A 20,855-nucleotide genomic window follows, 5' to 3' on the forward strand; every position below is an offset into this window, starting at 1 on the left:
TCCGTCATGCCCGGCACCAGGGGACCGGCTCAGCGGCGCCCGCGCTCCCGCCCACGCCTCCCGGCCGCCTCCCGCTCCTTGACGACGGCCGCGTACTCGTCGACGTACTCCTGCCCGGACAGCGCCAGGACCGCGTACATGATCTCGTCGGTGATCGCCCGCAGCACCGCCTTCTCCTGCTCCATGCCCGCGTAACGGGAGAAGTCCAGGGGCCGGCCGAAGCGGATGGTGACCGGGCGGATCCGGGGGACGACCCGGCCGGGCGGCTGTGCCTCGAACGTGCCGATCATCGCGCACGGCACGACCGGGACCCCGGCCCTGAGCGCCATCACGGCCACACCCACCTTGCCCTTGTACAGCCGGCCGTCGTGCGAACGCGTGCCCTCCGGGTAGACGCCGAGCAGCTCGCCCCTGTCCAGCACCCCCAGCCCCTCACGGATCGCCGCCCGGCCCGCCTCCTTGCCGGAACGGTCCACCGGGATCTGCCCGGCGCCGCGGAAGAAGAACGCGGTGAGCCGGCCTTTCACACCGGGCCCGGTGAAGTACTCCGCCTTGGCGAGGAACGTGATGCGGCGCTTCAGGATCGCCGGCATCAGGAAGTGGTCGGAGAAGGACAGATGATTGCCGGCGATGATCGCCGCCCCCGACGCGGGCACGTGCTCCAGGCCCTCGATCCGGGGACGGAAGACCAGTCTGAGCCAAGGCCCCAGCAGCACGTACTTGAGCAGGTAGTAGAACACGGCTCGCTCCTCACTCCGCCGGTTCCTGCTGGAACCGGCGTTTCCCCAGGTCGACCCACGGATCACGAACACGGACGGATGTGCACGTGTCGTCATCTGTAGCCACCTTCGGGCAACCTCATGCTGACCCGTCGCCGAGTTGTTCGACGGGTGATCAGATCCGTGGGCTGCCCGGCTCCGCCGCTCGCTCGGACACGCGGTGCTTCTCGGGCCGGAGGCCGGCATCGGCGTCGGTCGACGAGATGGGTCTGGAACGCGGTGGCGGGCGGATGGACGGAGTTGATGGGGGCTTGTGGCCGGAAGCCGTCTTCTTCGGGCGATGGCGCTAGCGGGCACGCAGCGACACCGGTGCGGCGGAGCGGACGGTCGCGAAGGAGTCGCCGTTCCTTCGCGTGGGAATGGGCCGGTCAGTGGCACGCGGACGCCGTCGGCCGGGGGTTCGGGGGCCCACGGCGTCCGCGTCGGGGGCGTCAGTCCTCGGAGGTGGCCAGGCGCTTGAGCAAGCTCACAGCGTCGTCGTGCGCCACCGGCTGGAAGAAGCGTGCGTCGACGTCCTCGACGGCGGCGATCGCGCGCGGGGCCAGCTCGGCACCGTCGCCGGTGACACGCAGCCGTTTGGCGCGGGTGTCGGCGGGGTCGATCTCGCGCTCGATCAGCCCCTTGGCCTCCAAGGCGCGCAGGACCTGCGAGGTCATCTTGACGTCGGTGCCGGCCTGGCGGGCCAGAGCCTGCTGGTTGGGGTGTTCGCCGTGCGTGTTCAGCCACCAGGTGCAGGCAAGCAGGACGAACTGGACGTGGGTGAGGCCCAGGGGTGCGAGGGCCGCGGCGATATCGCGCTGCCAGCGCAGCGTGGCATGCCAGAGCAGGAAGCCGGGGCTGCTCCCGGGGGTGAGGGTCATCAGTGCTGTGCCAGCTTGACCAGAGCGGCCATGGTCTCGGGCCAGTCCGCGGTGACGGCCGGGCCGATCTGCGGGCCGAGCTCGTCGGCGCCGGCGCCGGTGATCTCCATCCGGTACGTCACCCGGGTGCGCAGCCTCTCGCCCCGGCCGAGCCGGTGGATGGTGCGCAGCAGCAGCCCGTCGAACCGGGCCTCGTCCACGAACAGTTCGTCGGCGGTCGCCTCGGCGACGAGCAAGTGCACCGGGTCGTCCCCGGCCGGCGTCATCACGATCTCGGCCCCCGCCGCGAACGGGCCGCTGATCCGGATGCTCGCGATGTCGGCGTTCCAGACCCCCCAGTTCTCGACGTCGGCCCACAGGCGCCAGATCGCCTCGGGCGCGGCATCGGTCTCCATGCTGTGCTCGTACGTCCACATCAGAAGCCTCCCGGTGAAAGATGATCTGCACGTAGATTATCTGCGCGGCGACTACTTGTCCACGTGTCCCTCGACCCCCGTCCTCCGGTCCGAGGGCAGCCCTGACGCGGGCGCCGCTTCCACGGCAGCTCCCCGGGAACTTCGGAGACCGGCCACTTACTGCCGCGGCGGGCCGCACGAGCCCGGCTCTGCCGCGCACAGCGGCCGTCGTCCTCCTGACGGACGGTCATTGACTTCCTCCAGGGCGGCGCCGGGACGGGTTCCGCAACGCGGCACGATGTTGCGCGGGGCGGCGGTGATCTGACTCATGAAGGTCGCTTCGCGCAGTCCGTGGCCGGCTACGTCACCGACGCTCAGGCCGATGTGATCGGCGTCCACCTCGCAGGCGACGTACCAGTCAGGTGCGCGGGTCGGACGTCCCGCGCACCTGACGCCGCCGCCCCCAGGGCTCCACTCCAGCCGGCCGCGCTCCAGGTGAGGCGCCGGGCGCTCAGCGCTTGGTGGTGCTGTTGAACAGCGAGCGCGACCAGACGTAGCCGAACAGGGCGATGCCGGCGCACCAGCCGAGCGAGATCCAGCCGTTCGCGCCGATCTCCGAACCGGAGAGCAGCCCGCGCAGCGTCTCGGTCATCGGCGTGAACGGCTGGTACTCGGCGAACCAGCGCAGCCCCGGTGACATCGAGCCGGCCGGCACGAACGCGGAGCCGAGGAACGGCAGGAACTGGACCAGCAGCGGCTTGTTGCTCGCGGACTCGACGGTCTTGGAGATCAGGCCGAACGCCGCCGCCAGCCAGGTCACCGCGAACGCGACCGCCGTGAGGAGACCGGCGGCGGCGAGCCACTCCAACGGGCCGGCGTCCGGCCGGAAACCGAGGGCGAGCGCCACCGCGACGACCAGGACGACACTCACCATCGTCTGGATGACGCTGCCGACGACATGGCCCGTCATGAACGACGAGCGCGTGATGTTCATGGTGCGGAAGCGGTTGATGATGCCCTCGGTCATGTCGGAGCAGACCGCGATCGAGGTGGACATCGCCCCCGACGCCACTCCCATGATGACGATGCCGGGGGTCAGGTACTCCAGGTAGGCGTCCCGGCCGCCGCCCATGCCCGCTCCGATCGAGTCCCCGAAGGCGTATACGAACAGCAGCAGCATCAGGATCGGCATCATGGAGGCGCCGAGCGACACGGCTGGATAGCGGAGCGCGTGCCTGAGGTTGCGCCGCAGCATCGTCATCGAGTCGTGCACGGCGTAGCTGAGGGCGCTCATCGCGGGGTCTCCTTGAGGTGCGGCGGGGTGCCGGTCGGGGTGGTGCCCTCACCGGTCAGGGCGAGGAACACGTCGTCGAGGTCGGGGGTGTGCACGGAGAGGCCGGCGGCCCGGACCCCGGCGGCGTCCAGCCGGTCGAGCAGGGCGCGCAGCGCGTCGAGGCCGCCGTCGCCGGCCACGCGCAGGGCGAGGTTCTCGTCGTCGCGGGCCGCGCCGGGGAAGGCGGTGGCCGCGCGCTCGTACTCGGCGGGGCCGGTGAACCGCAGCCGTACGTGGCTGCCGGGGATCTGCGCCTTGAGTTCGTCGGCGGTGCCCTCGGCGACGATCCGGCCGCCGTCGAGCACGGCGATCCGGTCGGCCAACTGGTCGGCCTCCTCCAGGTACTGGGTGGTGAGGAAGACGGTGGTACCGCCCGCGACAAGCGAACGCACCGTGTCCCACATGGTGCGCCGGCTGCGGGGATCGAGCCCGGTGGTCGGCTCGTCCAGGAAGATCACCCGGGGGTCGCCGACCAGCGTCATGGCGAGGTCGAGCCGGCGCCGCATACCGCCGGAGAAGGTCGCGGCCCGCTTCCGCGCGACGTCCGCGATATCGAACCGCTGGAGCAATTCCCTGGTCCTGGACCGTCCCTCACGCTTGCCCAGGCGCAGCAGGTCGGCCATGAGGTGCAGGTTCTCCTCGGCGGTGAGCAGGTCGTCGAGCGCGGCGAACTGCCCGGTGACGCCGATGGCGGCGCGCACCCCGTCCGGCGATGTGGCGATGTCGTGGCCCGCGACCTGGGCCCGGCCGCCGTCGGCGGCGATCAGCGTGGACAGGATCTGCACGGTGGTGGTCTTGCCGGCGCCGTTGGGTCCGAGCAGCGCGAACACGGACCCGGCCGGGATGTGCAGGTCGATGCCGTCGAGCACGGTCCTGTCGCCGTACGACTTGCGCAGACCGAGGGCGGAGACGGCGGGAGGCGGTTGCGGACCGTCGGCCCGCCTGGGCGTGGGCATGACAGATGAAGGCATGGAGCGCTCCCGTTCGGAGGCTGACGTGACGGTGGGGGAGTGGGCGAGTGTGCGGGCCGGTGCTCAGGGGCGGGCGCGGCGGACGTCGATGTTGCCGTAACGGGTACGGGCGCGGACCTCGACGGTGTCCTCGGACTTCTCCGGGGTCTCGGAGGCGGTGAGCGTGTTGCGCACCTGCCCGTGGCCCGAGCTGACGTCGAGCCAGGCGGCGGTGCCCTCGCGGACACCGACCTCGATGGCGCCGTAGGCCGTCTCCAGCTGCACGGTCCCGCGCGCGACTTCGACGACGCGCAGGGTGCCGTGGGCGGTGGTGGCGGTGACCGAGCCCTCGGCGCGTGCGATGTCGATGTCACCGTTGGCGCCGCTCACCCGCAGCTCACCGGTCGCGGCGCCGACGGTCGTGGTGCCGTGCGAGTTCTTCAGGACGGCGGGGCCGTCGACGGTGCCGACACGCAGGCTGCCGGAGCTGGTGGCGATCTCGGCCATGCCCTCGATCCGGTCGACGGTGATCGAGCCGTGGGAGGCGGTCAGGTGGAGCGGCCCGGTCGTGTCCAGTCGGACGTCACCGGACGAGGTCTTCACGCGCACCTCGCCGAGCCGGCCCTCGCCGAGCACCTGCACCCAGGAGCCGGTCATGTCGACGTGCGAGCCCGTGGGCAGTTCGACCGTCACGTCGACGGTGCCGGCGCGTCCGACGAGACTGCGGCTCTTGGGCGTCCTGACCGTCAGGACGCCACTGGCGTACGTCACCTCGGTCTGGGTGGCGGCCCGCACGTCCTGGTCCCGCTTCGGGTCGCGGGGCAGGATCTCGACGACCGTGTCGGGGCGGTCGCCCGCGGTGAACCGGATGGAACCCGCGTACACGTGGGCGGTGGCCGAAACCGGTTCGGGAGTGTCGAAAGAAGGCATGACTGTTCCGTCCTCTTGGGTCTTCGGATCGTCCCCGCTGGTGGGACGTGGTGGGGGTGTAGTGGTGCGGGTGCGGGTGCGGTCAGCGCACCCAGCCCGTGAAGCTCTGGCCGATGGTCTGGGTCTTCTCCGGCGTGCGCGGTCGCGTGCCGCTGTCGACCGCGGCCGACACGGCCCGGACCAGCCACGCGTTGACCGACAGGCCCTCGCGGCTCGCGGCCTCCTCGGCGCGGGCCTTCAGCTGGGCCGGCAGGCGCAGGTTGACGCGGGCGGTGCCCCCCTCGTCGGCGTCGGCGGGCGGCTGCGCCCTGGGCGGTTCGACGGGCGCGGCGACCGCTTCCGTGGCACCGGCGTCGGTGGGTGGCGGCGTCACCACGAAGTCGGGGTCCAGCCCGCGCAGCCGTACGTCGACCGAGCCGGGGGCGAGGTCGCGGGTGACTTCGTCCATCGCGGCGGAGAGCACGTGGAGCATGGTCAGCCGGGTCGCCGATTCCAGGGGAGCGGTGAGCCGCTCGGCCAGCTCGCGGGCTTCCTTCCCGCCGGCCTCGGCGGCCACCGCGAGTTCCCGGCGCAGGGCTTCGACATAGGGGGTGAGATCCATGACGCCATCATGGCGCCAAAGTGGTGCCATGCGCAAGCCTTCATGGTGCCTCGTGTGGGACGGACTTGCCGACCGGGCGGTGCGCTGTCACGTGGCGCTGGATGGCATCAGGTGGTGCCATGTGGTGTCACTCCGTGTCGAAGGAGGCTTTCGGCCGTACGGGTGACAGAACTGCGGACGTGCGGTGTGGAGAAAATCTGTCGCGGCGGCAGTAGACATTGCCCTGTCGCTGGGCTACTGTTGTCGACGTAGCCAAGAAGTCCACATGGGCACGGCAGAGACGAACTGCCGTGCATGCAGTTCAAGCAGGACGTGACCCGAAAGGTCGCGAGCAGTACCCGCGGTATCCAGCAGTACGAGCAGTACAGAACCGAGTAACGAAAGTAAGGAGCGAACGCCATCAGGATCGCCCGGGCGAGGAAGAAGTCCGCCCGGGTACCGCAGGCCCCGGAATGGAAGGTGGTCCCCGGTCACGCATCCGCGATCCCCGCAGCCCCGCCCTCCCAGGCGGACCCTGTGGACAGAGAACGCCGGCGAAGTCTGCCGGTAGATGGTGTTGAAAGCTCGGGGCCCGGGTGCCGTAAGGCGCCCGGGCCCCCCGATGCGTCCCCGGGAAGAAGAGGTCTATGCCCCCTCGCAGTACCCGCGCCGTCGACACTCTCGACGATGACGACTACCCCGCCTACACGATGGGCCGGGCCGCCGAGATGCTCGGCACCACCCCCGCCTTCCTCCGCGCACTGGGCGAACACCGCCTGATCACCCCCCTGCGCTCCGAGGGCGGCCACCGCCGCTACTCCCGCTACCAACTGCGCGTCGCCGCCCGCGCGCGCGAACTCGTCGACCAGGGCACCCCGATCGAGGCCGCCTGCCGCATCGTCATCCTCGAGGACCAGCTCGAGGAAGCTCAGCGCATCAACGAGCAGCTGCGTGCCCGGGGCGGCGGGGCGCAGTTGAAGACCCCGGTCTGACCGGACCCCGAAGCCCGGACCCCGGCCGCCGGCAGGCGCACGCTCCCTGCCGGCGGCCGGGGTCGTTTCACAGGGGTGTCCGTACGGCCAGGAAGGCGACGTCGTCCAGGCCGGGCGGGTGGACGCGGCGCAGCAGCTCGTCGGTGAAGGACTCCAAGGAACGGTGGGCGAGGGCGGCGGCGTGCTGGCGCAGCCGGTCCAGGCCGTCGTCCAGGGTCTGCCCGGGCGCTTCGATCATGCCGTCCGTGTACAGCAGCAGGGTCGAGCCGGGCGGCAGCTTGACCGTGGCGTCGGGGCGGGAGGCGTTGACTCCCGTTCCCAGGAGGAGTCCGTGGCCGTCGGTGAGATAGGACGCCAGGCCGTCGCGGGTGACCAGCAGGGGCGGCGGGTGGCCTGCGTTGGTCCAGGACAGCACCCATTCCCCGCCGCCGTCCCGGGCCACCCGGGCCATGACGAGGGTGGCCATGGTGACGTCGGTGATGGGCATCATCGCCTCATCCAGCCGTTCGACGATGCGGCTGGGGGGCTCCTTCTGCGACCAGGCGTAGGCGCGCAGCATGTTGCGCAGCTGGGCCATGCCGGCCGCGGCCTCCAGGTCGTGGCCCACGACGTCCCCGATGACCAGGCCGGTGGCCCCGTCGGACAGGGTGAAGGCGTCGTACCAGTCGCCGCCGACGTGCGAACCGTCGGGAGCGGGCAGGTAGCGGACGGTCATCTGGAGCCCGGGCACACGCGGCATCTGCGGCAGCAGATGGTTCTGCATGGTCTCGGCGACCTTGCGCTGGCGCTGGTAGAGGCGGGCGTTGTCCAGGGCCAGGCCGGCCCGGCGGGCGATGTCCTCGACCAGGGGAAGGTCGGTGCCGGTGAAGTTCCCGGGTTTCTCGGCCCGGCCCAGGGTGAGCGCACCCAGGACCTCACGGGCCGTGCGTATCGGGGCGATGGCCGCGGAGTGGATGCCGGTGACATCGAACAGGCGGCGCTGTTCCACCGCGATGCCGGAGTCCGGCGGCCCGTGGTACGTCTCGGGGCCGGCCAGGGTGGAGGCGACGCCGCGCAGGGCCCGGGACAGGGGCATCGGGGACTCCTCCGGCACGGGCGGCATCGGCCCCTGGAGGTCCTCGTGATACATCAGACGGTCGCCGTCGGCCTGGACCACGGCGGTACGCCACACCTCGTCGCGTTCGGTGATCAGGTCGATGACGACCCAGTCCGCCAACCGGGGCAGGACCAGGGTGACCAGCCTGCGCAGGGTCTCGTCCACCTCCAGGGTGGAGGTCAACTGGGTGGTGGTCTCGGCCAGCAGAGCCAGTCGTTCGAGTTCGGTGAGCGGCTCGACGGCCGGCTGCGGGAGCGCACCGGGATCCGGCACCGGCTCGGGAGGGTGGAAGACGACGAGCGTGCCGCTCTCACCCGGGCCCAGCGTGTACGGGCTGATCAGCCAGGAGATGGTCAGTACGGAGCCGTCGGCGTGGGCGAAGTGGTCCGTGTCGGCCTGCGCCGGACGTCCGGCGTGGAAGGCCTGCCGCATGCGGCACCGAGTGGCGGGCAGGACCTGTCCCTCCGGCCCACGGTGCAGCAGGTCGTGGGCGTCATGGCCGACGAGTTCCCCGGCGGAGCGGCCCAGCATGCGTTCGGCACTGCTGTTGACGGCGAGGATGCGGCCCTGCTCGTCCACGACGTACGCGCCCGCCCCGATGGCCTCCAGCGCGCAGGCCGATCCGGCGGAAGGTACTGCCCGGGTCTCCCGCTGACCGGTCTGCGTCCTCTCCGGTTCCGCCATCTCCTCGCCTCCTGGACCATCGAGGTGCCACCCCGCTCGTCGCTTCGCACTCGCGGCGCGCCGAAATCCGGCGCACGCCTCGTTGCCGTATGCCCCGTCGTGACGGGGACCTCTCCCATCATCCCGTGCTCGCGGATGTCGGCATTGCCACAGCGTGACCCGGCGCACGCTCCGTCGCGCGCGCACGCTCGGCAGTACCGAGTCTCACACCCGCCGGCCGGACCCGCTCCCATGGACGGCTCCGGCGCCGCACCGGTACGGGCCTGGTGTCCGGCGGGGTCGGCCTGGTGCGGCCTGGAGTGGGCGGCGGCCGGGGTGTGCCTCTGCTCGATGATCACTCGGACCCGTAGGATATGGCCGATGCCCCCGACGACCGGTGCCCGACCGCACGCCACGCCACCGCCCCAGCCGCGGTGGCGTGGGCTGCTCGTGCTGGCGGTGCTGGCCGGGCTGCTCGGTATGCACGCTCTGGCGCCGGGCGGGGGCATGGGGCACGTGGCACACGCGGGGCAGGTCCGGGCCGCGCACGGCACGGTCGCCGTCGCCGCGCCGGACGACTGCCCGGACGCCGACGGTCACTGCGGTGGCCACCGGCCGCACCACGCCGACCCCGCCTGCGCCTCGGGCGCGGTCGACGGCGGCCCGCAGCTTCCCCCGCCGGTCCCCGGCCCGGCGCACGCCGCCGCGCCGGCCACCTGCCCGCATCCCGGTCCGGCCACCGCGCCGGAGGGTGCCCGTGCGCCGCCCGACCTGGCCGAACTCCAACTCCTGCGCATCTAGAGGCCGCCCCGGCCGCACACCCCGCCCGCCAGGCGCGGGTGCCGCGGCCGCGTCCACGCGTGCCCGAAACCCCTCCGGAACAGCAGGAGTTCCCGTATGACCCCCCGTACGCAGACCCCCCGCGCCCTGACGCGCCGTGCCGCCGTCACCGTGGCCGCCGCGACCGCCGCCCTCCTCCTCGCCGCCTGCGGCGGGAGCGGCGGCACCGAGGGCGCCGGCGGCTCCACGCCCTCGGCCACCGCGAGTGCCTCGGCCACCGCGCACAACGCCCAGGACGTGGCCTTCGCGCAGGGCATGATCCCGCACCACCGGCAGGCCCTGGAGATGGCCGGACTCGCCGACGCCCGGGCCTCCTCGGCGCGGGTGAAGGACCTCGCCGCGCGGATCGAGAAGGCCCAGGGGCCGGAGATCCGCACCATGACCGGCTGGCTGACGTCCTGGGGCGAGCAGGTGCCCAAGGCCGGCATGGACCACTCGAGCCACTCCGGCATGAGCGGAATGAGTGACATGTCGGCGATGCCCGGAATGATGGGCGACGACGACATGGCGGCGCTGAAGAAGGCCACCGGCAAGGAGTTCGACAGCCGGTTCCTGTCGCTGATGGTCGCGCACCACCAGGGCGCCGTGAAGATGGCCACGACCGAGCGGGACAAGGGCCGCTACGGTCCCGCCCTGACCATGGCACATGCCGTCGTGACCGCGCAGACCGCCGAGATCGAGGAGATGAGGCAGCTCCTCGGCGCCGGCTGACCGCACGGCGGGCGGGCACCGGTGCCCTCACCGGCGCCCGCCCGCCCGTCGCTCAGGCCAGTACCTTCGCCAGGGCCGCCAGCGCGCTGCGCAGCTCCTCCGCCGTGATCGTCAGCGGCGGCGCCAGCCGGATCGTGGAACCGTGCGTGTCCTTGACCAGGATCCCCTCGCGCATGAGGCGCTCGCTGATCTCGCGACCGGTGCCGAGGGCCGGGTCGACGTCCACGCCCGCCCACAGCCCGCGCGCCCGGAACCCGGCCACGCCGTTGCCGACCAGCCCGGTCAGCCCGTCCCGCAGGATGACGCCCAGCTCGGCCGCCCGGCGCTGGAACTCGCCGGTCTCCAGCAACTCCACCACGGCCGTGCCGACCGCCGCCGCGAGCGGGTTGCCGCCGAACGTCGAGCCGTGCTCGCCCGGGTGCAGCACACTCAGCACCTCGCGCCGGGCCACGACCGCCGACACCGGCACGATGCCGCCGCCCAGCGCCTTGCCGAGCAGCAGCACGTCCGGGACGACGTCCTCGTGCTCGACCGCGAGGGTACGGCCCGTGCGGCCGAGGCCGGACTGGATCTCGTCGGCGATGAACAGGCAGCCCTTGCGGCGGGTCAGCTCGCGCACCCCGGCGAGGTAGCCGTCGTCCGGGATGAGCACACCCGCCTCGCCCTGGATCGGCTCGATCAGCACCGCCGCCGTGGTGTCGTCGACGGCCGACTCCAGCGCGGCCAGGTCGTTGTACGGCACGATCCGGAAGCCGGGCGTGAAGGGGCCGAAGCCCGCGCGGGCCGTCTCGTCGGTGGAGAAGCTGACGATGGTCGTCGTCCGGCCGTGGAAGTTGTCCGCGGCGACCACGATCGTCGCCTGCCCGTCCGGGACCCCCTTCACGTCGTACGCCCACTTGCGCGCCACCTTCACGCCGCTCTCCACCGCCTCCGCGCCGGTGTTCATCGGCAGCACCATGTCCAGACCGGTCAGCTCGGCGAGCCGCTCGGCGAACCCGGCCAGCCGGTCGTTGTGGAACGCGCGGGAGGTGAGGGTGAGCCGGTCGAGCTGGCGGTGGGCGGCCTCGATCAACGCCGGATGCCGGTGGCCGAAGTTGAGGGCCGAGTAGCCGGCCAGCATGTCGAGGTAACGGTTGCCCTCCACGTCCTCCACCCAGCTGCCCTCGGCGCGGGCCACCACCACGGGCAGCGGGTGGTAGTTGTGCGCGAGAACCGGCTCCTCGGCGCGGATCAGGTCGTCGGACGTACGGGTGCGCGCGGGTGCGGTCATCAGCGGATCTCCTGGGTGCAGCACTTGATGCCTCCGCCGGCCTTGTGGAACTCCGACAGGTCGACGGGGACGGGGACGTAACCGTGGCCGGACAGGCGCTCGGCCAGCGCCTCGGCCCGGGGTGCGATGAAGACGTGACGGCCGTCGGAGACGGAGTTCAGCCCGAACGCCATCGCGTCCTCGCGGGTGGCGAGCACCGCGTCCGGGTACAGCCGCCGCAGGACCTCCCGGCTGCCCGGCGAGAACGCCTGCGGGTAGTAGCAGATGTTGTCGTCGTCCAGGACGAACAGCGCCGTGTCCAGGTGATAGAAGTACGGGTCCACCAGGGTCAGGCCGATCACCGGGTGGCCGAGGAACTCCTGCACCTCCCGGTGCGCCTCCCGCGTGGTGCGGAACCCGGTGCCGGCGAGCACGTACCGGCCGGTCCACACCAGGTCGCCCTCGCCCTCGGCCACGGATCCCGGGCGGTGCACGTCATAGCCCGCCGTCGTGAACCAGGTGTCGTAGTGCACCGATTCCGGGCGCCGCTCCGGGGCGTGGAAGAGGGAGCCGAAGACCCGGCCGCCGACGACGAACGCCGCGTTCGCCGCGAACACCATGTCGGGCAGGCCCGGGACCGGCGGGACGGCGTCGACCGTGTGGCCGTGGGTGCGGTAGGCGCGGATCAGCGCCTGCCACTGCTCACGGGCGAGATCCACGTCGACGGGCCGGTCCGGAGACATCCAGGGGTTGATCGCGTACTGGACGGCGAAGTGCCTGGGTTCGCAGACCAGGAACCGCCGGGAGCGCTGCACACGCACGTCGGACACAGAGGGTTTCCTCCGCTCTTCTGTGTGTCACTTGGGGTGCCACCACGGTAGGAAGAGAGGGAGACGGACGACAAGCGACATGAGCTGCGCGGACGCGCAGGAACGCTGCGTTGTTTCCACCGGGCGCGCACGAATGCTGCGCGTCGCGGAGGTCACTCGGGTGCCGCGTGGGTGGCGCCCGCCTCCGGGCTCTCCGGGAGCAGATGGGACAGCACCATCACGCTGATCGTCTTCCGGATGAACGGCTCGGCGCGGATCCGTTCCAGCACCTCCTCGAAGTGCTCCACGTCCCGGGCGCGCACGTGCAGCAGCGCGTCGGCGCCCCCGGTGACCGTCATGGCCGCCGCTATCTCCGGATGGTTGCGGACGACCTCCGCCAGGCGCCGGGGCGGGGCGGCGCCCTCGCAGTAGACCTCGACGTACGCCTCCGTGCGCCAGCCCAGCGCCGAGGGCTGCACCGTCGCCGTGAACCCGGTGATCACCCCGGTCTCGCGCAGCCGGTCCACGCGTCGCTTGACCGCCGTGGCGGAGAGCCCGATCACCGCGCCGATCTCGGCGAAGCTGGTCCGGGCGTTGCCCATCAGCGCGGTGATGATCCTGCGGTCCAGCTCGTCGAAGGAGGGCGTCCTGCTGTTCATGCGGGCACTGTAGTGAACGGGCGCGCCGGGGACGGGCTCACGACCGGGTGACGACCATGGCGAGGGTCAGCAGCCCCAGGACCACCCAGCCGAACCACAGCCAGCCGTTGCTGCCGAGGGCGACCGTGTAGGCGGTCACGACGACGAGCCCGCCGACCGTGAGCACCCCCATCGTCCTGGTGGAACCGTTCATGGAACCGTTCGTGGATCCGCGCATCGCGACACCCTCCTCATGGTCCGTCCATGACCATGGTGCCCCGATTCCCGCCCGGAGGGGATACCTCGTCGCCACCGGGGGCGACGGAAGCGCCCCGCGGGAAGCGGGCGGGTCAGCCCTCGCGGGCGTTGAGGGAGGCCAGATAGGCGTTGTACGCCGCCAGCTCCTTGTCGCCGTCCCGGTCGGCGGCCCGGTCCGTGCGCCTGGCCTGCCGCTGTTCGGAGCGGTACCACTGGAACAGCAGCGCTATCAGCACCAGCACCGACGGGATCTCGCTGAACGCCCAGGCGATGCCGCCCGCCGCGCTCTGGTCGGACAGCGCGTCCACGGCGAGCGAGGCCGACGGATGCCGGAAGGTCTCCACCATCGGCGTCGACGCCATCATCAGCGCGATGCCGAAGAACGCGTGGAAAGGCATGCCCGCGAACAGCTCCAGCATCCGCATCAGATGACCCGGCCGGTGCGGGCCCGGGTCGACACCGATGATCGGCCAGAAGAACACGACCCCGACCGCGAGGAAGTGCACCATCATCGCGATGTGCCCGGTCCTGGAGCCCATCAGGAAGTCGAACAGCGGGGAGAAGTACAGGGCGTACAGGCTCGCGATGAACAGCGGGATCGTGAACGCCGGGTGCGTGATGATCCGCATGTACCGGCTGTGCAGCAGCATCAGCAGCAGCTCGCGCGGGCCTCTGCGGCCCCGGCCGGCGGCCGGCAGCGCGCGCAGCGCCAGTGTCACCGGGGCGCCCAGCAGGATGAGGATCGGCGACAGCATGCTGATCACCATGTGCTGCACCATGTGCACGCTGAACATGACCATGCCGTAGTCGTTCAGCCTGGTGCACATCACCAGCACGATGGTGAGCACGCCGACGACGTACGACACGGTCCGCGAGACCGGCCAGGCGTCCCCGCGCCGCCGCAGCCGCACGACACCCCAGCCGTACAGAGCCAGCCCGGCCAGACAGGCGACGAGGAAAAAGGGGTCCGCCGACCATCCGAGCCCTCGTCCCAGCGTGAACGGCGGCAGATCCATGGTCATGCCGTGCCCGCTGTGATCCATCCGCCGGCTCCTGATTCGTGGGGGTTGTACGAGTTGTCCGCCCCAAGAGTAGAACCGCCCCCGGTCACGACCGTGACCGGGGGCGGCATGTCAGGCTCCGGGCCACCGCGCTACAGGACGCACTCCGCCTCGACGTACCGCGCCGGCGGCACCGTCTTCAGCGTCTCCACGGCCTCCGCCAGCGACACCATCACGATGTCGGTCCCGCGCAGCGCCGTCATCCTGCCGAACTCGCCCCGGTGCACGGCCTCCACCGCGTGCCAGCCGAACCGCGTCGCCAGCACCCGGTCGTACGCCGTCGGCGTGCCGCCCCGCTGCACATGCCCGAGGATGACCGGCCGGGCCTCCTTGCCGAGCCGCTGCTCCAGCTCGACCGACAGCTGCCGGGCGATCCCCGCGAAGCGCTCGTGGCCGTAGACGTCCTTGCCGCCCTCGTCGAACTCCATGGAGCCCGGGCGGGGCTTGGCGCCCTCCGCGGCGACGACGATCGCGAACCGCTTGCCCGCCTCGAACCGCTCGCCGACCTTCCGCGTCAACTCGTCGATGTCGAAGGGCCGCTCGGGTACGACGATGGCGTGGGCGCCGGCCGCCATGCCCGAGTGCAGCGCTATCCAGCCGGTGTGCCGGCCCATGACCTCCACGATCAGGACCCGCTGGTGGGACTCGGCGGTGGTCTTCAGCCGGTCCAGCGCCTCGGTGGCGACACCCACCGCGGTGTCGAACCCGAAGGTCACGTCCGTGACGGCGATGTCGTTGTCGATGGTCTTGGGCACGCCCACGATGGGCAGCCCGTTGTCCGACAGCAGCCGGGCCGCCTTCAGCGTGCCCTCACCGCCGATGGGGATGATCGCGTCCAGGCCGAGTTCCGCGACATGGCCCCGGGCGCGCTCCACCCCGTCCCGCAGATGCTCCGGACGGACCCGGGAGGAGCCGAGGATGGTGCCGCCGCGCGCCAGGATGCCGCCCACGGCGTCCAGGTCGAGCTTCATGTAGTCGCATTCCAGGAGACCCTTCCAGCCGTCCCGGAAGCCGATGACCTCGTCGCCGTGGTCGGCGACGGCGCGGTGCACGACGGACCGGATGACGGCGTTCAGGCCGGGGCAGTCGCCGCCGGACGTGAGGACACCAATGCGCATAGCCCGAAATACCTTCTCAACGTGGGCCGGGAAACCGGACCACGATGTCCGGCGGATTCCCGGTCACCCTACCGGCGTGAGGGGGTGGCACCGTAGCGGGCGTCCGCCTGCTGGACTCGCCCGCACATGTGAGCGGACAGGCCGTCAGGCGGGCCCTCCACGAGCCTGCCCCACCTCGCTGACATCCCGCTGAACACCCGGTTACGCGGACTGCTGCGCCGCAGTGTTCACCCGGGCTGCTGCGCCGCGGTGCTCATGCGGGCTGCTGTGCCGCCGCGATGCGCTCGTCGCGGAGAGCCTCGTACCAGCGGTCGTCGATCGGCGGCAGCGCGTTCACGTCCAGCGCCAGCTTCAGCAGCAGGTCGGCGATCTGCGGGTTGCGGGCGAGCACCGGGCCGTGCATGTACGTGCCGAAAACCGTCCCGTTGTACGCGCCCTCCGTGCCGTCCCCGGTGCCGTTGCCCTTGCCGATCCGCGTCCGGGCGAAGGCACGGGCGGAGGGGCCGAGGTGGGTGACGCCCTGGTGGTTCTCGAAGCCCGTCAGCGGGGGCAGCCCCAGCTGCGGGTCGATGTCGCCGAGCACGTCACCGACGCACCGCTCGCCCTCGCCGCGCACGGACACCACGTCGAGCAGGCCGAGGCCCGGCTCGCGCTGACCGAGGTCGTTGATGAACTCGTGGCCGAGGATCTGGTAGCCCGCGCAGACCGAGAAGACGATCGCGCCGTTCTCCACCGCCCGCTGGAGATGGCCGTCGCGGCGCAGCCGCTCGGCGGCGAGCCGCTGCGGACGGTCCTCACCGCCGCCGATCAGATAGATGTCACCGGAGGTGGGGATCGGCTGGTCGCTGCGCACGTCGAGGCGCGCCACGTCCAGGCCGCGCTGCCGGGCCCGGCGCTCCACGACGAGCGCGTTGCCCTGGTCGCCGTAGGTGCTCAGCAGGTCGGGGTAGATCCACACCAGCCGCAGTTGGTTGTCGCTCATGAGGTGATCGCCCTTCGATGATCAGTTGCCGACGCGGCGGCGCAGGTCCTGGAACGCGGTGTAGTTCGCGATGACCTCGATACGGCCCGGCGGGCACATCTGCACGGCCTGGTCGAGGTTCTCGCACACCTGGAAGTGCTGGTTGGCGACCTCCAGGCGGACGGCGAGGTCCAGCTTCCGGTCGCCGATCACGAAGATCGGGTGGCCGGTCAGCCGCGTGTAGTCGACGTCCCACAGCCAGGAGGTGTCGGTGCCGTCGGCGCCGCGCGCGTTCACGGACAGGATCACCGGGGTGGGCGGCGGGTCGATCAGGGAGAACGTCTCCAGCCAGCCGGCCGGGTTCTTGGCCAGCAGCAGCCGCAGGTCACGCTCCTGGAACCGGACGACGTCGTACCGTCCGGCCACCGCCTGCACCTGGTACATCCGCTCCAGGGCGACCTGCGGCGGCACGCCGAACACGGCGGCGACGGCCGCGGAGCTGGCCGCGTTCGCCTTGTTGGCGCGGCCGGGCAGCTGGAGGTGGATCGGCCAGGCGGAGCCGTGCGGGTCCAGCACGTGGTCCCCGGACAGCGCCCAGGACGGCGTGGGCCGCCGGAAGCCGCACTCGCCGCAGAACCAGTCGTCGCCCGGGCGCTGCATGACGCCGCCGCACGACGGGCAGGACCAGGCGTCGTCCTTCCACATCTGTCCGGCTGCGACCCAGATCACATTCGGCGAGGAGGACGCGGCCCACACCACCAGCGGGTCGTCGCAGTTGGCGACGATGACCGCCTTGGAACCGGCCAGGCCCTCACGCCAGTTCTCGGCGAGCATCCGGGTCTCGGCGGCGCGGTCCAGCTGGTCGCGCGAGAGGTTGAGCAGCGCGATGCACTTGGGGCTGGTGTCGCGGGCCACCCCGGCCAGGTACTTCTCGTCGACCTCGATGACGCCGAACTTCGCGTCCGAACCGCCCGCCAGCGCCGACGTGATGCCGGCCGGCATGTTGGCGCCCAGCGCGTTCGACACGACCGGGCCCGCGGCGCCCAGCGCCTCCGCGATGAGCCGGGTGGTCGTCGTCTTGCCGTTGGTGGCGGACACCAGGACGACGTCCAGGTTCTGGGCGAGCCGCCCGAGCAGGTCGGGGTCGAGTCTCAGCGCGACCTTGCCGCCGATCACCGACCCGCTGCCGCGTCCCGCTGCTCGCGATGCCGCAGCGACCGCCTTGCCCGCGGTCACGGCCAGCTTGGCCCGCGGCGAGAGCGGGTCCGAGGTGCCTGCCATCAGTTCTCGATCCTCCTTGCGTACGCGCCGCGCCTGTGGCCATCCGGCAACGTGGTGTGAACGTCAGCCTATCGAGATCCGTTCGTACACCCGAATCCCGGTCCACGCCTTCCGCGGCGGGGCATGAGCTGAACGAACCGTACCCTTGCCGCCATGCGACACGGTTCCATTCCGGGCGTCCACGGGCGCGTCCGGCCACTCACCCTGCTCGGCGACGCGTCACTGCGCGAGCCGTGCCGGGACGTCACCGACTTCGGCGCCGGCCTGGCCGCTCTCGTGGAGGACCTCTTCGCCACGATGTACGCGGCGCGCGGGGTGGGCCTGGCCGCGAACCAGATCGGGGTCGGTCTGCGGGTGTTCGTGTACGACTGTCCCGACGACGAGGACGTCCGTCACCTCGGTCACGTCGTCAATCCGCGCCTGGTGGAGACGGACGGCGTGGTGCTCCGCGGCCCGGAGGGCTGTCTGTCCCTGCCGGGGCTGGAGGCGGGCACGGAACGGTACGACCACGCGGTGGTCGAGGGGTTCACCGTGACCGGGGAGCCGGTCACGGTCCACGGCACGGGCTTCTTCGCCCGGTGCCTCCAGCACGAGTGCGACCACCTGGACGGGCGCGTGTACGCCGACCACCTCACGGGCCTGCGCAGGCGCAGGCTGCTGCGCCGGATCGCCCGGGCCTCGTGGCACCGGTGAGGTGTGTCGCGCGGCAGGGCGGTCAGAACCCGGGACCGCCCAGCCGGTCCCCGGCCGCCGCGAGCCGCCCCCACAGCAGGTCGGCCAGAGAGCGCACCAACTCGGCCCTGGTGCAGGGTCGTTCGCCCAGCCACCAGTCGCCGGCCGCGTGCATCATCCCGACGATGCCGTGGCCCCACACCCGGGCCAGCCGCTGGCTCTCCGGCCCGAGGTCCACCCGCTCCTCGATGACCCGGGCCAGTTCCTCGCCCATCCGCCGCAGCAGCGGGGCGGAGTGCTTGCCCACGTCGAACCCCTGGTCGTGACCGGTGCTGCCCTCCGCGGGGTGCATCAGGAAGCGGTACACCTGGGGCCGGGCCTCGATCGCGGCGAGGTAGGTGTCCAGCGTGGACTCCACCCGCTCCCGCCGGTCCGCCGGGGCGTCCAGCGCGGCCCGCAGCGAGTCCAGCAGCGCGTCGGTGTGCCGCTTGGCGAGGGCGGCGTACAGTCCGCCCTTGTCGCCGAAGTGCCGGTAGAGGATGGGTTTGGTGATGCCGGCCTCCGCCGCGATGGCGTTCATCGACGCCTGCGGGCCGTCGCGCAGCACCACCCGGTCGGCGGCCTCCAGCAGCTCGCGCCGTCGACGGTCGGCGGACCGCTGCTGATCGGTCCGCTGCGTGGTGTCCATGTGCTCTCCCCACCCGTGCTGATTCGGTGACGCCAGCGCAAACTAACACTGACCGGGCCCCTGACATCGAACGGGATACCGGGGACCTGCATCGGTTGACTTTTCCTACCGGTCGGTAACAGACTCGCGTTACCGCTAGTAACATCGCACTGCCGCCGCTGGAGGGGACATGGCCGAGTTCACCATGGAGCTGAACGACGAACAGAGGGAAGTCCGGGACTGGCTCCATGGCTTCGCCGCGGACGTGATCCGGCCCGCCGCCGCCGAGTGGGACGAGCGCGAGGAGACCCCCTGGCCGGTCATCCAGGAGGCGGCGAAGGTCGGCATCTACTCCCTCGATTTCTACGCGCAGCAGTACTTCGACCCCACCGGTCTCGGCATCCCGATGGCGATGGAGGAACTGTTCTGGGGCGACGCGGGGATCGCCCTCTCCATTGTGGGCACGGGCCTGGCCGCCGTGGGCGTCCTCGCCAACGGAACCGAGGAACAGATCGGCACCTGGATCCCGCAGATGTACGGCGACGCCAGTGACGTCAAGGTCGCCGCGTTCTGCTCCTCCGAGCCCGACGCCGGCTCCGACGTGGCCTCGATGCGCACGCGGGCCGTGTACGACGAGGCCAAGGACGAGTGGGTGATCAACGGCACGAAGACCTGGGCGACCAACGGCGGCATCGCCAACGTCCACGTCGTCGTCGCCGTCGTCGACCCGGAGCTGGGCTCCAAGGGCCACGCGTCCTTCATCGTCCCGCCGGGCACGCCGGGCCTCCGCCAGGGCCAGAAGTTCAAGAAGCACGGCATCCGCGCCTCGCACACCGCCGAGGTCGTCCTCGACGACGTCCGCGTCCCCGGCTCCTGCCTGCTCGGCGGCAAGCAGAAGCTGGACGAGCGGCTCGCCCGGGCCCGGGAGCGGGCGAAGGCCGCCGGCGGGGAGCGGGTGAAGAACGCGGCGATGGCCACCTTCGAGGCCTCGCGGCCGGCCGTGGGCGCGATGGCGGTCGGCACCGCCCGCGCCGCGTACGAGGTCGCCCTCGACTACGCCAGGACGCGCGAGCAGTTCGGGCGGCCCATCATCGACAACCAGGGCGTGGCCTTCCAGCTCGCGGACATGCGGACGCAGATCGACGCGGCGCGGCTGCTGGTGTGGCGGGCCTCGTGGATGGCGGTCAACGGCAGGTCGTTCACGGCGGCCGAGGGATCGATGTCCAAGCTGTTCGCCAGCGAGACCGCGAAGAAGGTCACCGGGCAGGCCATCCAGATCCTCGGCGGCAACGGGTACACCCGCGAGTACCCGGTGGAGCGGATGCACCGGGACGCGGCCATCTACACGATCTTCGAGGGGACGAGCGAGATCCAGCGGCTCGTCATCGCACGGACGCTGGCCGGGATGCCGATCCGCTAGCGCGGCGGGGGCGGGTGCGCCGCGGCTCGCCGCGCGCGTTCCCGGTGTCCCCGCCGGCGGGGACGCTCACCGGTGTCTCAACGGGGTGAGCTGCTCGATGTCGTACTTGGCCCGCAACGCCTCGATGGCCTCCTGGTCCGGCGGGCCGCCGTTGCCGAGGATCTCCAGCAGCTCCTCGAAGTAGCGCTCGTGATCCGGTGGCGGACTCGCCTGGAAGAACATCTTCGCGGGCGTGTCCGTCGGGTTCGCGAACGCGTGCGGGCAGCCGGGTGGTACGACGACGACCGTGCCCGGCGTCGCCCGCACCACTGTGCTGCCCGAACCCGACACCCACTTCCGCCAGTTGTCCGGGGTGCGGACGCGGGGCTCGAAGGCGAGCACGTCCAGTTCGCCCTCCAGGACGTAGAACAGCTCCTCGCTGCGGGTGTGCACATGGGCGCCGACGTCGAAGCCCGGCGGGACCTCCACCTCGAAGGTGGAGGCCATCCGCGAGTGGGTTCCGGTGACCTTGAACGTCACCCGTTGGGCCGGGGTCTCCACCACGCGGCCGTGGCCCGGCGGCACGTACAGTCCCTCCGTCTCCGTCATGGGC

The 20,855-nt window shown here is 71.6% G+C and carries 24 protein-coding genes; 5 read left to right on the forward strand and 19 right to left on the reverse strand.

Annotation, left to right across the window (positions count from 1 at the left end; all coding sequences use genetic code 11):
* Positions 1 to 29: 29 nt before the first annotated feature.
* The 8 genes from AB0F03_RS25560 to AB0F03_RS25595 all read right to left on the reverse strand — a co-directional run bounded on the left by AB0F03_RS25560 (position 30) and on the right by AB0F03_RS25595 (position 5,848).
* Entirely contained in the window at positions 30 to 740 is a 711-nt protein-coding gene (locus AB0F03_RS25560) for a lysophospholipid acyltransferase family protein (protein WP_361995918.1), read from the reverse strand.
* Positions 741 to 1,210: 470 nt separating this feature from the next.
* The gene (locus tag AB0F03_RS25565; RefSeq protein ID WP_361995920.1) at positions 1,211 to 1,639 is read right to left on the reverse strand and encodes a MarR family transcriptional regulator; all 429 of its coding nucleotides are present in this window, start codon (positions 1,637 to 1,639) and stop codon (positions 1,211 to 1,213) included.
* Positions 1,639 to 2,055, reverse strand: coding sequence for a polyketide cyclase (locus AB0F03_RS25570; protein WP_361995922.1), 417 nt, complete (start codon positions 2,053 to 2,055; stop codon positions 1,639 to 1,641). The genes AB0F03_RS25565 and AB0F03_RS25570 overlap by 1 nt, the downstream gene beginning before the upstream one ends.
* 156 nt (positions 2,056 to 2,211) lie before the next feature.
* Complete coding sequence (locus AB0F03_RS25575; RefSeq protein WP_361995924.1) at positions 2,212 to 2,433, reverse strand: SpoIIE family protein phosphatase; 222 nt, start codon at positions 2,431 to 2,433, stop codon at positions 2,212 to 2,214.
* 112 nt (positions 2,434 to 2,545) lie between these two features.
* Positions 2,546 to 3,328 carry an ABC transporter permease gene (locus AB0F03_RS25580; RefSeq protein WP_361995926.1) on the reverse strand — a complete coding sequence of 261 codons (783 nt, stop codon included), beginning with the start codon at positions 3,326 to 3,328 and terminating at the stop codon, positions 2,546 to 2,548.
* Entirely contained in the window at positions 3,325 to 4,323 is a 999-nt protein-coding gene (locus tag AB0F03_RS25585; protein WP_361995997.1) for an ATP-binding cassette domain-containing protein, read from the reverse strand. The genes AB0F03_RS25580 and AB0F03_RS25585 overlap by 4 nt, the downstream gene beginning before the upstream one ends.
* Before the next feature lie 78 nt (positions 4,324 to 4,401).
* A complete protein-coding gene (locus AB0F03_RS25590) occupies positions 4,402 to 5,247 on the reverse strand; it encodes a DUF4097 family beta strand repeat-containing protein (protein ID WP_361995928.1) in 846 nt (281 codons plus the stop codon).
* Between the two features lie 82 nt (positions 5,248 to 5,329).
* Positions 5,330 to 5,848 carry a toxin-antitoxin system HicB family antitoxin gene (locus AB0F03_RS25595; protein ID WP_361995930.1) on the reverse strand — a complete coding sequence of 173 codons (519 nt, stop codon included), beginning with the start codon at positions 5,846 to 5,848 and terminating at the stop codon, positions 5,330 to 5,332.
* Between the two features lie 626 nt (positions 5,849 to 6,474).
* On the opposite strand from AB0F03_RS25595, the gene AB0F03_RS25600 reads away from it, so the two are divergent.
* Positions 6,475 to 6,819 (forward strand): MerR family transcriptional regulator, encoded by a 345-nt coding sequence (locus tag AB0F03_RS25600; protein WP_361995932.1) that lies wholly within the window; start codon positions 6,475 to 6,477, stop codon positions 6,817 to 6,819.
* Positions 6,820 to 6,886: 67 nt separating this feature from the next.
* On the opposite strand, the gene AB0F03_RS25605 is transcribed toward AB0F03_RS25600, so the two are convergent.
* Complete coding sequence (locus AB0F03_RS25605; RefSeq protein ID WP_361995934.1) at positions 6,887 to 8,599, reverse strand: SpoIIE family protein phosphatase; 1,713 nt, start codon at positions 8,597 to 8,599, stop codon at positions 6,887 to 6,889.
* 429 nt (positions 8,600 to 9,028) lie between these two features.
* Here AB0F03_RS25605 and AB0F03_RS25610 point away from each other — a divergent pair, with 429 nt between their 5' ends.
* Together AB0F03_RS25610 and AB0F03_RS25615 are read left to right on the forward strand one after the other, a co-directional pair.
* Entirely contained in the window at positions 9,029 to 9,379 is a 351-nt protein-coding gene (locus AB0F03_RS25610) for a DUF6153 family protein (protein ID WP_361995999.1), read from the forward strand.
* 96 nt (positions 9,380 to 9,475) lie between these two features.
* Positions 9,476 to 10,129, forward strand: a complete 654-nt coding sequence (locus AB0F03_RS25615) for a DUF305 domain-containing protein (protein ID WP_361995936.1) — start codon at positions 9,476 to 9,478, stop codon at positions 10,127 to 10,129.
* A 52-nt stretch (positions 10,130 to 10,181) separates the two neighbouring features.
* On the opposite strand, the gene rocD is transcribed toward AB0F03_RS25615, so the two are convergent.
* The 8 genes from rocD to AB0F03_RS25655 all read right to left on the reverse strand — a co-directional run bounded on the left by rocD (position 10,182) and on the right by AB0F03_RS25655 (position 17,504).
* Positions 10,182 to 11,399 carry an ornithine--oxo-acid transaminase gene (gene rocD / locus AB0F03_RS25620; protein ID WP_361995938.1) on the reverse strand — a complete coding sequence of 406 codons (1,218 nt, stop codon included), beginning with the start codon at positions 11,397 to 11,399 and terminating at the stop codon, positions 10,182 to 10,184.
* On the reverse strand, positions 11,399 to 12,208 hold the full coding sequence (gene ddaH, locus AB0F03_RS25625) for a dimethylargininase (RefSeq protein ID WP_361995939.1): 810 nt from the start codon (positions 12,206 to 12,208) through the stop codon (positions 11,399 to 11,401). Before ddaH ends, rocD begins: the two co-directional genes overlap by 1 nt.
* Positions 12,209 to 12,360: 152 nt before the next feature.
* Complete coding sequence (locus AB0F03_RS25630) at positions 12,361 to 12,846, reverse strand: Lrp/AsnC family transcriptional regulator (RefSeq protein ID WP_361995940.1); 486 nt, start codon at positions 12,844 to 12,846, stop codon at positions 12,361 to 12,363.
* Between the two features lie 37 nt (positions 12,847 to 12,883).
* Entirely contained in the window at positions 12,884 to 13,063 is a 180-nt protein-coding gene (locus AB0F03_RS25635) for a hypothetical protein (protein ID WP_356946313.1), read from the reverse strand.
* A 112-nt stretch (positions 13,064 to 13,175) separates the two neighbouring features.
* Complete coding sequence (locus tag AB0F03_RS25640; RefSeq protein ID WP_361995942.1) at positions 13,176 to 14,126, reverse strand: cytochrome c oxidase assembly protein; 951 nt, start codon at positions 14,124 to 14,126, stop codon at positions 13,176 to 13,178.
* Positions 14,127 to 14,236: 110 nt separating this feature from the next.
* Entirely contained in the window at positions 14,237 to 15,262 is a 1,026-nt protein-coding gene (locus tag AB0F03_RS25645; RefSeq protein ID WP_356826285.1) for a 6-phosphofructokinase, read from the reverse strand.
* A 253-nt stretch (positions 15,263 to 15,515) separates the two neighbouring features.
* Positions 15,516 to 16,244 carry a glutamine amidotransferase gene (locus tag AB0F03_RS25650; protein WP_361995944.1) on the reverse strand — a complete coding sequence of 243 codons (729 nt, stop codon included), beginning with the start codon at positions 16,242 to 16,244 and terminating at the stop codon, positions 15,516 to 15,518.
* A gap of 21 nt (positions 16,245 to 16,265) precedes the next feature.
* Positions 16,266 to 17,504, reverse strand: coding sequence for a MurT ligase domain-containing protein (locus AB0F03_RS25655; RefSeq protein WP_361995946.1), 1,239 nt, complete (start codon positions 17,502 to 17,504; stop codon positions 16,266 to 16,268).
* Positions 17,505 to 17,657: 153 nt separating this feature from the next.
* Here AB0F03_RS25655 and def point away from each other — a divergent pair, with 153 nt between their 5' ends.
* Positions 17,658 to 18,197 (forward strand): peptide deformylase, encoded by a 540-nt coding sequence (gene def / locus AB0F03_RS25660; protein ID WP_361995948.1) that lies wholly within the window; start codon positions 17,658 to 17,660, stop codon positions 18,195 to 18,197.
* Between the two features lie 22 nt (positions 18,198 to 18,219).
* Here the strand turns inward: def and AB0F03_RS25665 are convergent, their stop codons facing one another.
* Entirely contained in the window at positions 18,220 to 18,864 is a 645-nt protein-coding gene (locus AB0F03_RS25665) for a TetR family transcriptional regulator (protein WP_356826293.1), read from the reverse strand.
* 169 nt (positions 18,865 to 19,033) lie between these two features.
* Between AB0F03_RS25665 and AB0F03_RS25670 the strand changes: the two genes are divergently transcribed.
* The gene (locus tag AB0F03_RS25670; protein WP_361995950.1) at positions 19,034 to 20,263 is read left to right on the forward strand and encodes an acyl-CoA dehydrogenase family protein; all 1,230 of its coding nucleotides are present in this window, start codon (positions 19,034 to 19,036) and stop codon (positions 20,261 to 20,263) included.
* A gap of 66 nt (positions 20,264 to 20,329) precedes the next feature.
* Here AB0F03_RS25670 and AB0F03_RS25675 read toward each other — a convergent pair whose 3' ends face one another.
* Entirely contained in the window at positions 20,330 to 20,851 is a 522-nt protein-coding gene (locus tag AB0F03_RS25675; protein WP_361995952.1) for a cupin domain-containing protein, read from the reverse strand.
* Between the last annotated feature and the right edge of the window lie 4 nt (positions 20,852 to 20,855).

Origin of the sequence: Streptomyces sp. NPDC028722, from assembly GCF_040637655.1 — a bacterium.
Taxonomy (GTDB): domain Bacteria; phylum Actinomycetota; class Actinomycetes; order Streptomycetales; family Streptomycetaceae; genus Streptomyces.

Excerpts from the sequence above, each read along its gene's own strand:
- rocD (WP_361995938.1), bottom strand. The coding sequence starts at position 11,399 with ATGACCGCACCCGCGCGCACCCGTACGTCCGACGACCTGATCCGCGCC.
- AB0F03_RS25645 (WP_356826285.1), bottom strand. The coding sequence starts at position 15,262 with ATGCGCATTGGTGTCCTCACGTCCGGCGGCGACTGCCCCGGCCTGAAC.
- AB0F03_RS25585 (WP_361995997.1), bottom strand. The coding sequence starts at position 4,323 with ATGCCCACGCCCAGGCGGGCCGACGGTCCGCAACCGCCTCCCGCCGTC.
- AB0F03_RS25650 (WP_361995944.1), bottom strand. The coding sequence starts at position 16,244 with ATGAGCGACAACCAACTGCGGCTGGTGTGGATCTACCCCGACCTGCTG.
- AB0F03_RS25605 (WP_361995934.1), bottom strand. The coding sequence starts at position 8,599 with ATGGCGGAACCGGAGAGGACGCAGACCGGTCAGCGGGAGACCCGGGCA.
- AB0F03_RS25580 (WP_361995926.1), bottom strand. The coding sequence starts at position 3,328 with ATGAGCGCCCTCAGCTACGCCGTGCACGACTCGATGACGATGCTGCGG.
- AB0F03_RS25635 (WP_356946313.1), bottom strand. The coding sequence starts at position 13,063 with ATGCGCGGATCCACGAACGGTTCCATGAACGGTTCCACCAGGACGATG.
- AB0F03_RS25640 (WP_361995942.1), bottom strand. The coding sequence starts at position 14,126 with ATGGATCACAGCGGGCACGGCATGACCATGGATCTGCCGCCGTTCACG.
- AB0F03_RS25655 (WP_361995946.1), bottom strand. The coding sequence starts at position 17,504 with ATGGCAGGCACCTCGGACCCGCTCTCGCCGCGGGCCAAGCTGGCCGTG.
- AB0F03_RS25630 (WP_361995940.1), bottom strand. The coding sequence starts at position 12,846 with ATGAACAGCAGGACGCCCTCCTTCGACGAGCTGGACCGCAGGATCATC.
- AB0F03_RS25590 (WP_361995928.1), bottom strand. The coding sequence starts at position 5,247 with ATGCCTTCTTTCGACACTCCCGAACCGGTTTCGGCCACCGCCCACGTG.
- AB0F03_RS25565 (WP_361995920.1), bottom strand. The coding sequence starts at position 1,639 with ATGACCCTCACCCCCGGGAGCAGCCCCGGCTTCCTGCTCTGGCATGCC.
- AB0F03_RS25665 (WP_356826293.1), bottom strand. The coding sequence starts at position 18,864 with ATGGACACCACGCAGCGGACCGATCAGCAGCGGTCCGCCGACCGTCGA.
- AB0F03_RS25670 (WP_361995950.1), top strand. The coding sequence starts at position 19,034 with ATGGCCGAGTTCACCATGGAGCTGAACGACGAACAGAGGGAAGTCCGG.
- AB0F03_RS25675 (WP_361995952.1), bottom strand. The coding sequence starts at position 20,851 with ATGACGGAGACGGAGGGACTGTACGTGCCGCCGGGCCACGGCCGCGTG.
- AB0F03_RS25615 (WP_361995936.1), top strand. The coding sequence starts at position 9,476 with ATGACCCCCCGTACGCAGACCCCCCGCGCCCTGACGCGCCGTGCCGCC.
- def (WP_361995948.1), top strand. The coding sequence starts at position 17,658 with ATGCGACACGGTTCCATTCCGGGCGTCCACGGGCGCGTCCGGCCACTC.
- AB0F03_RS25570 (WP_361995922.1), bottom strand. The coding sequence starts at position 2,055 with ATGTGGACGTACGAGCACAGCATGGAGACCGATGCCGCGCCCGAGGCG.
- AB0F03_RS25595 (WP_361995930.1), bottom strand. The coding sequence starts at position 5,848 with ATGGATCTCACCCCCTATGTCGAAGCCCTGCGCCGGGAACTCGCGGTG.
- AB0F03_RS25600 (WP_361995932.1), top strand. The coding sequence starts at position 6,475 with ATGCCCCCTCGCAGTACCCGCGCCGTCGACACTCTCGACGATGACGAC.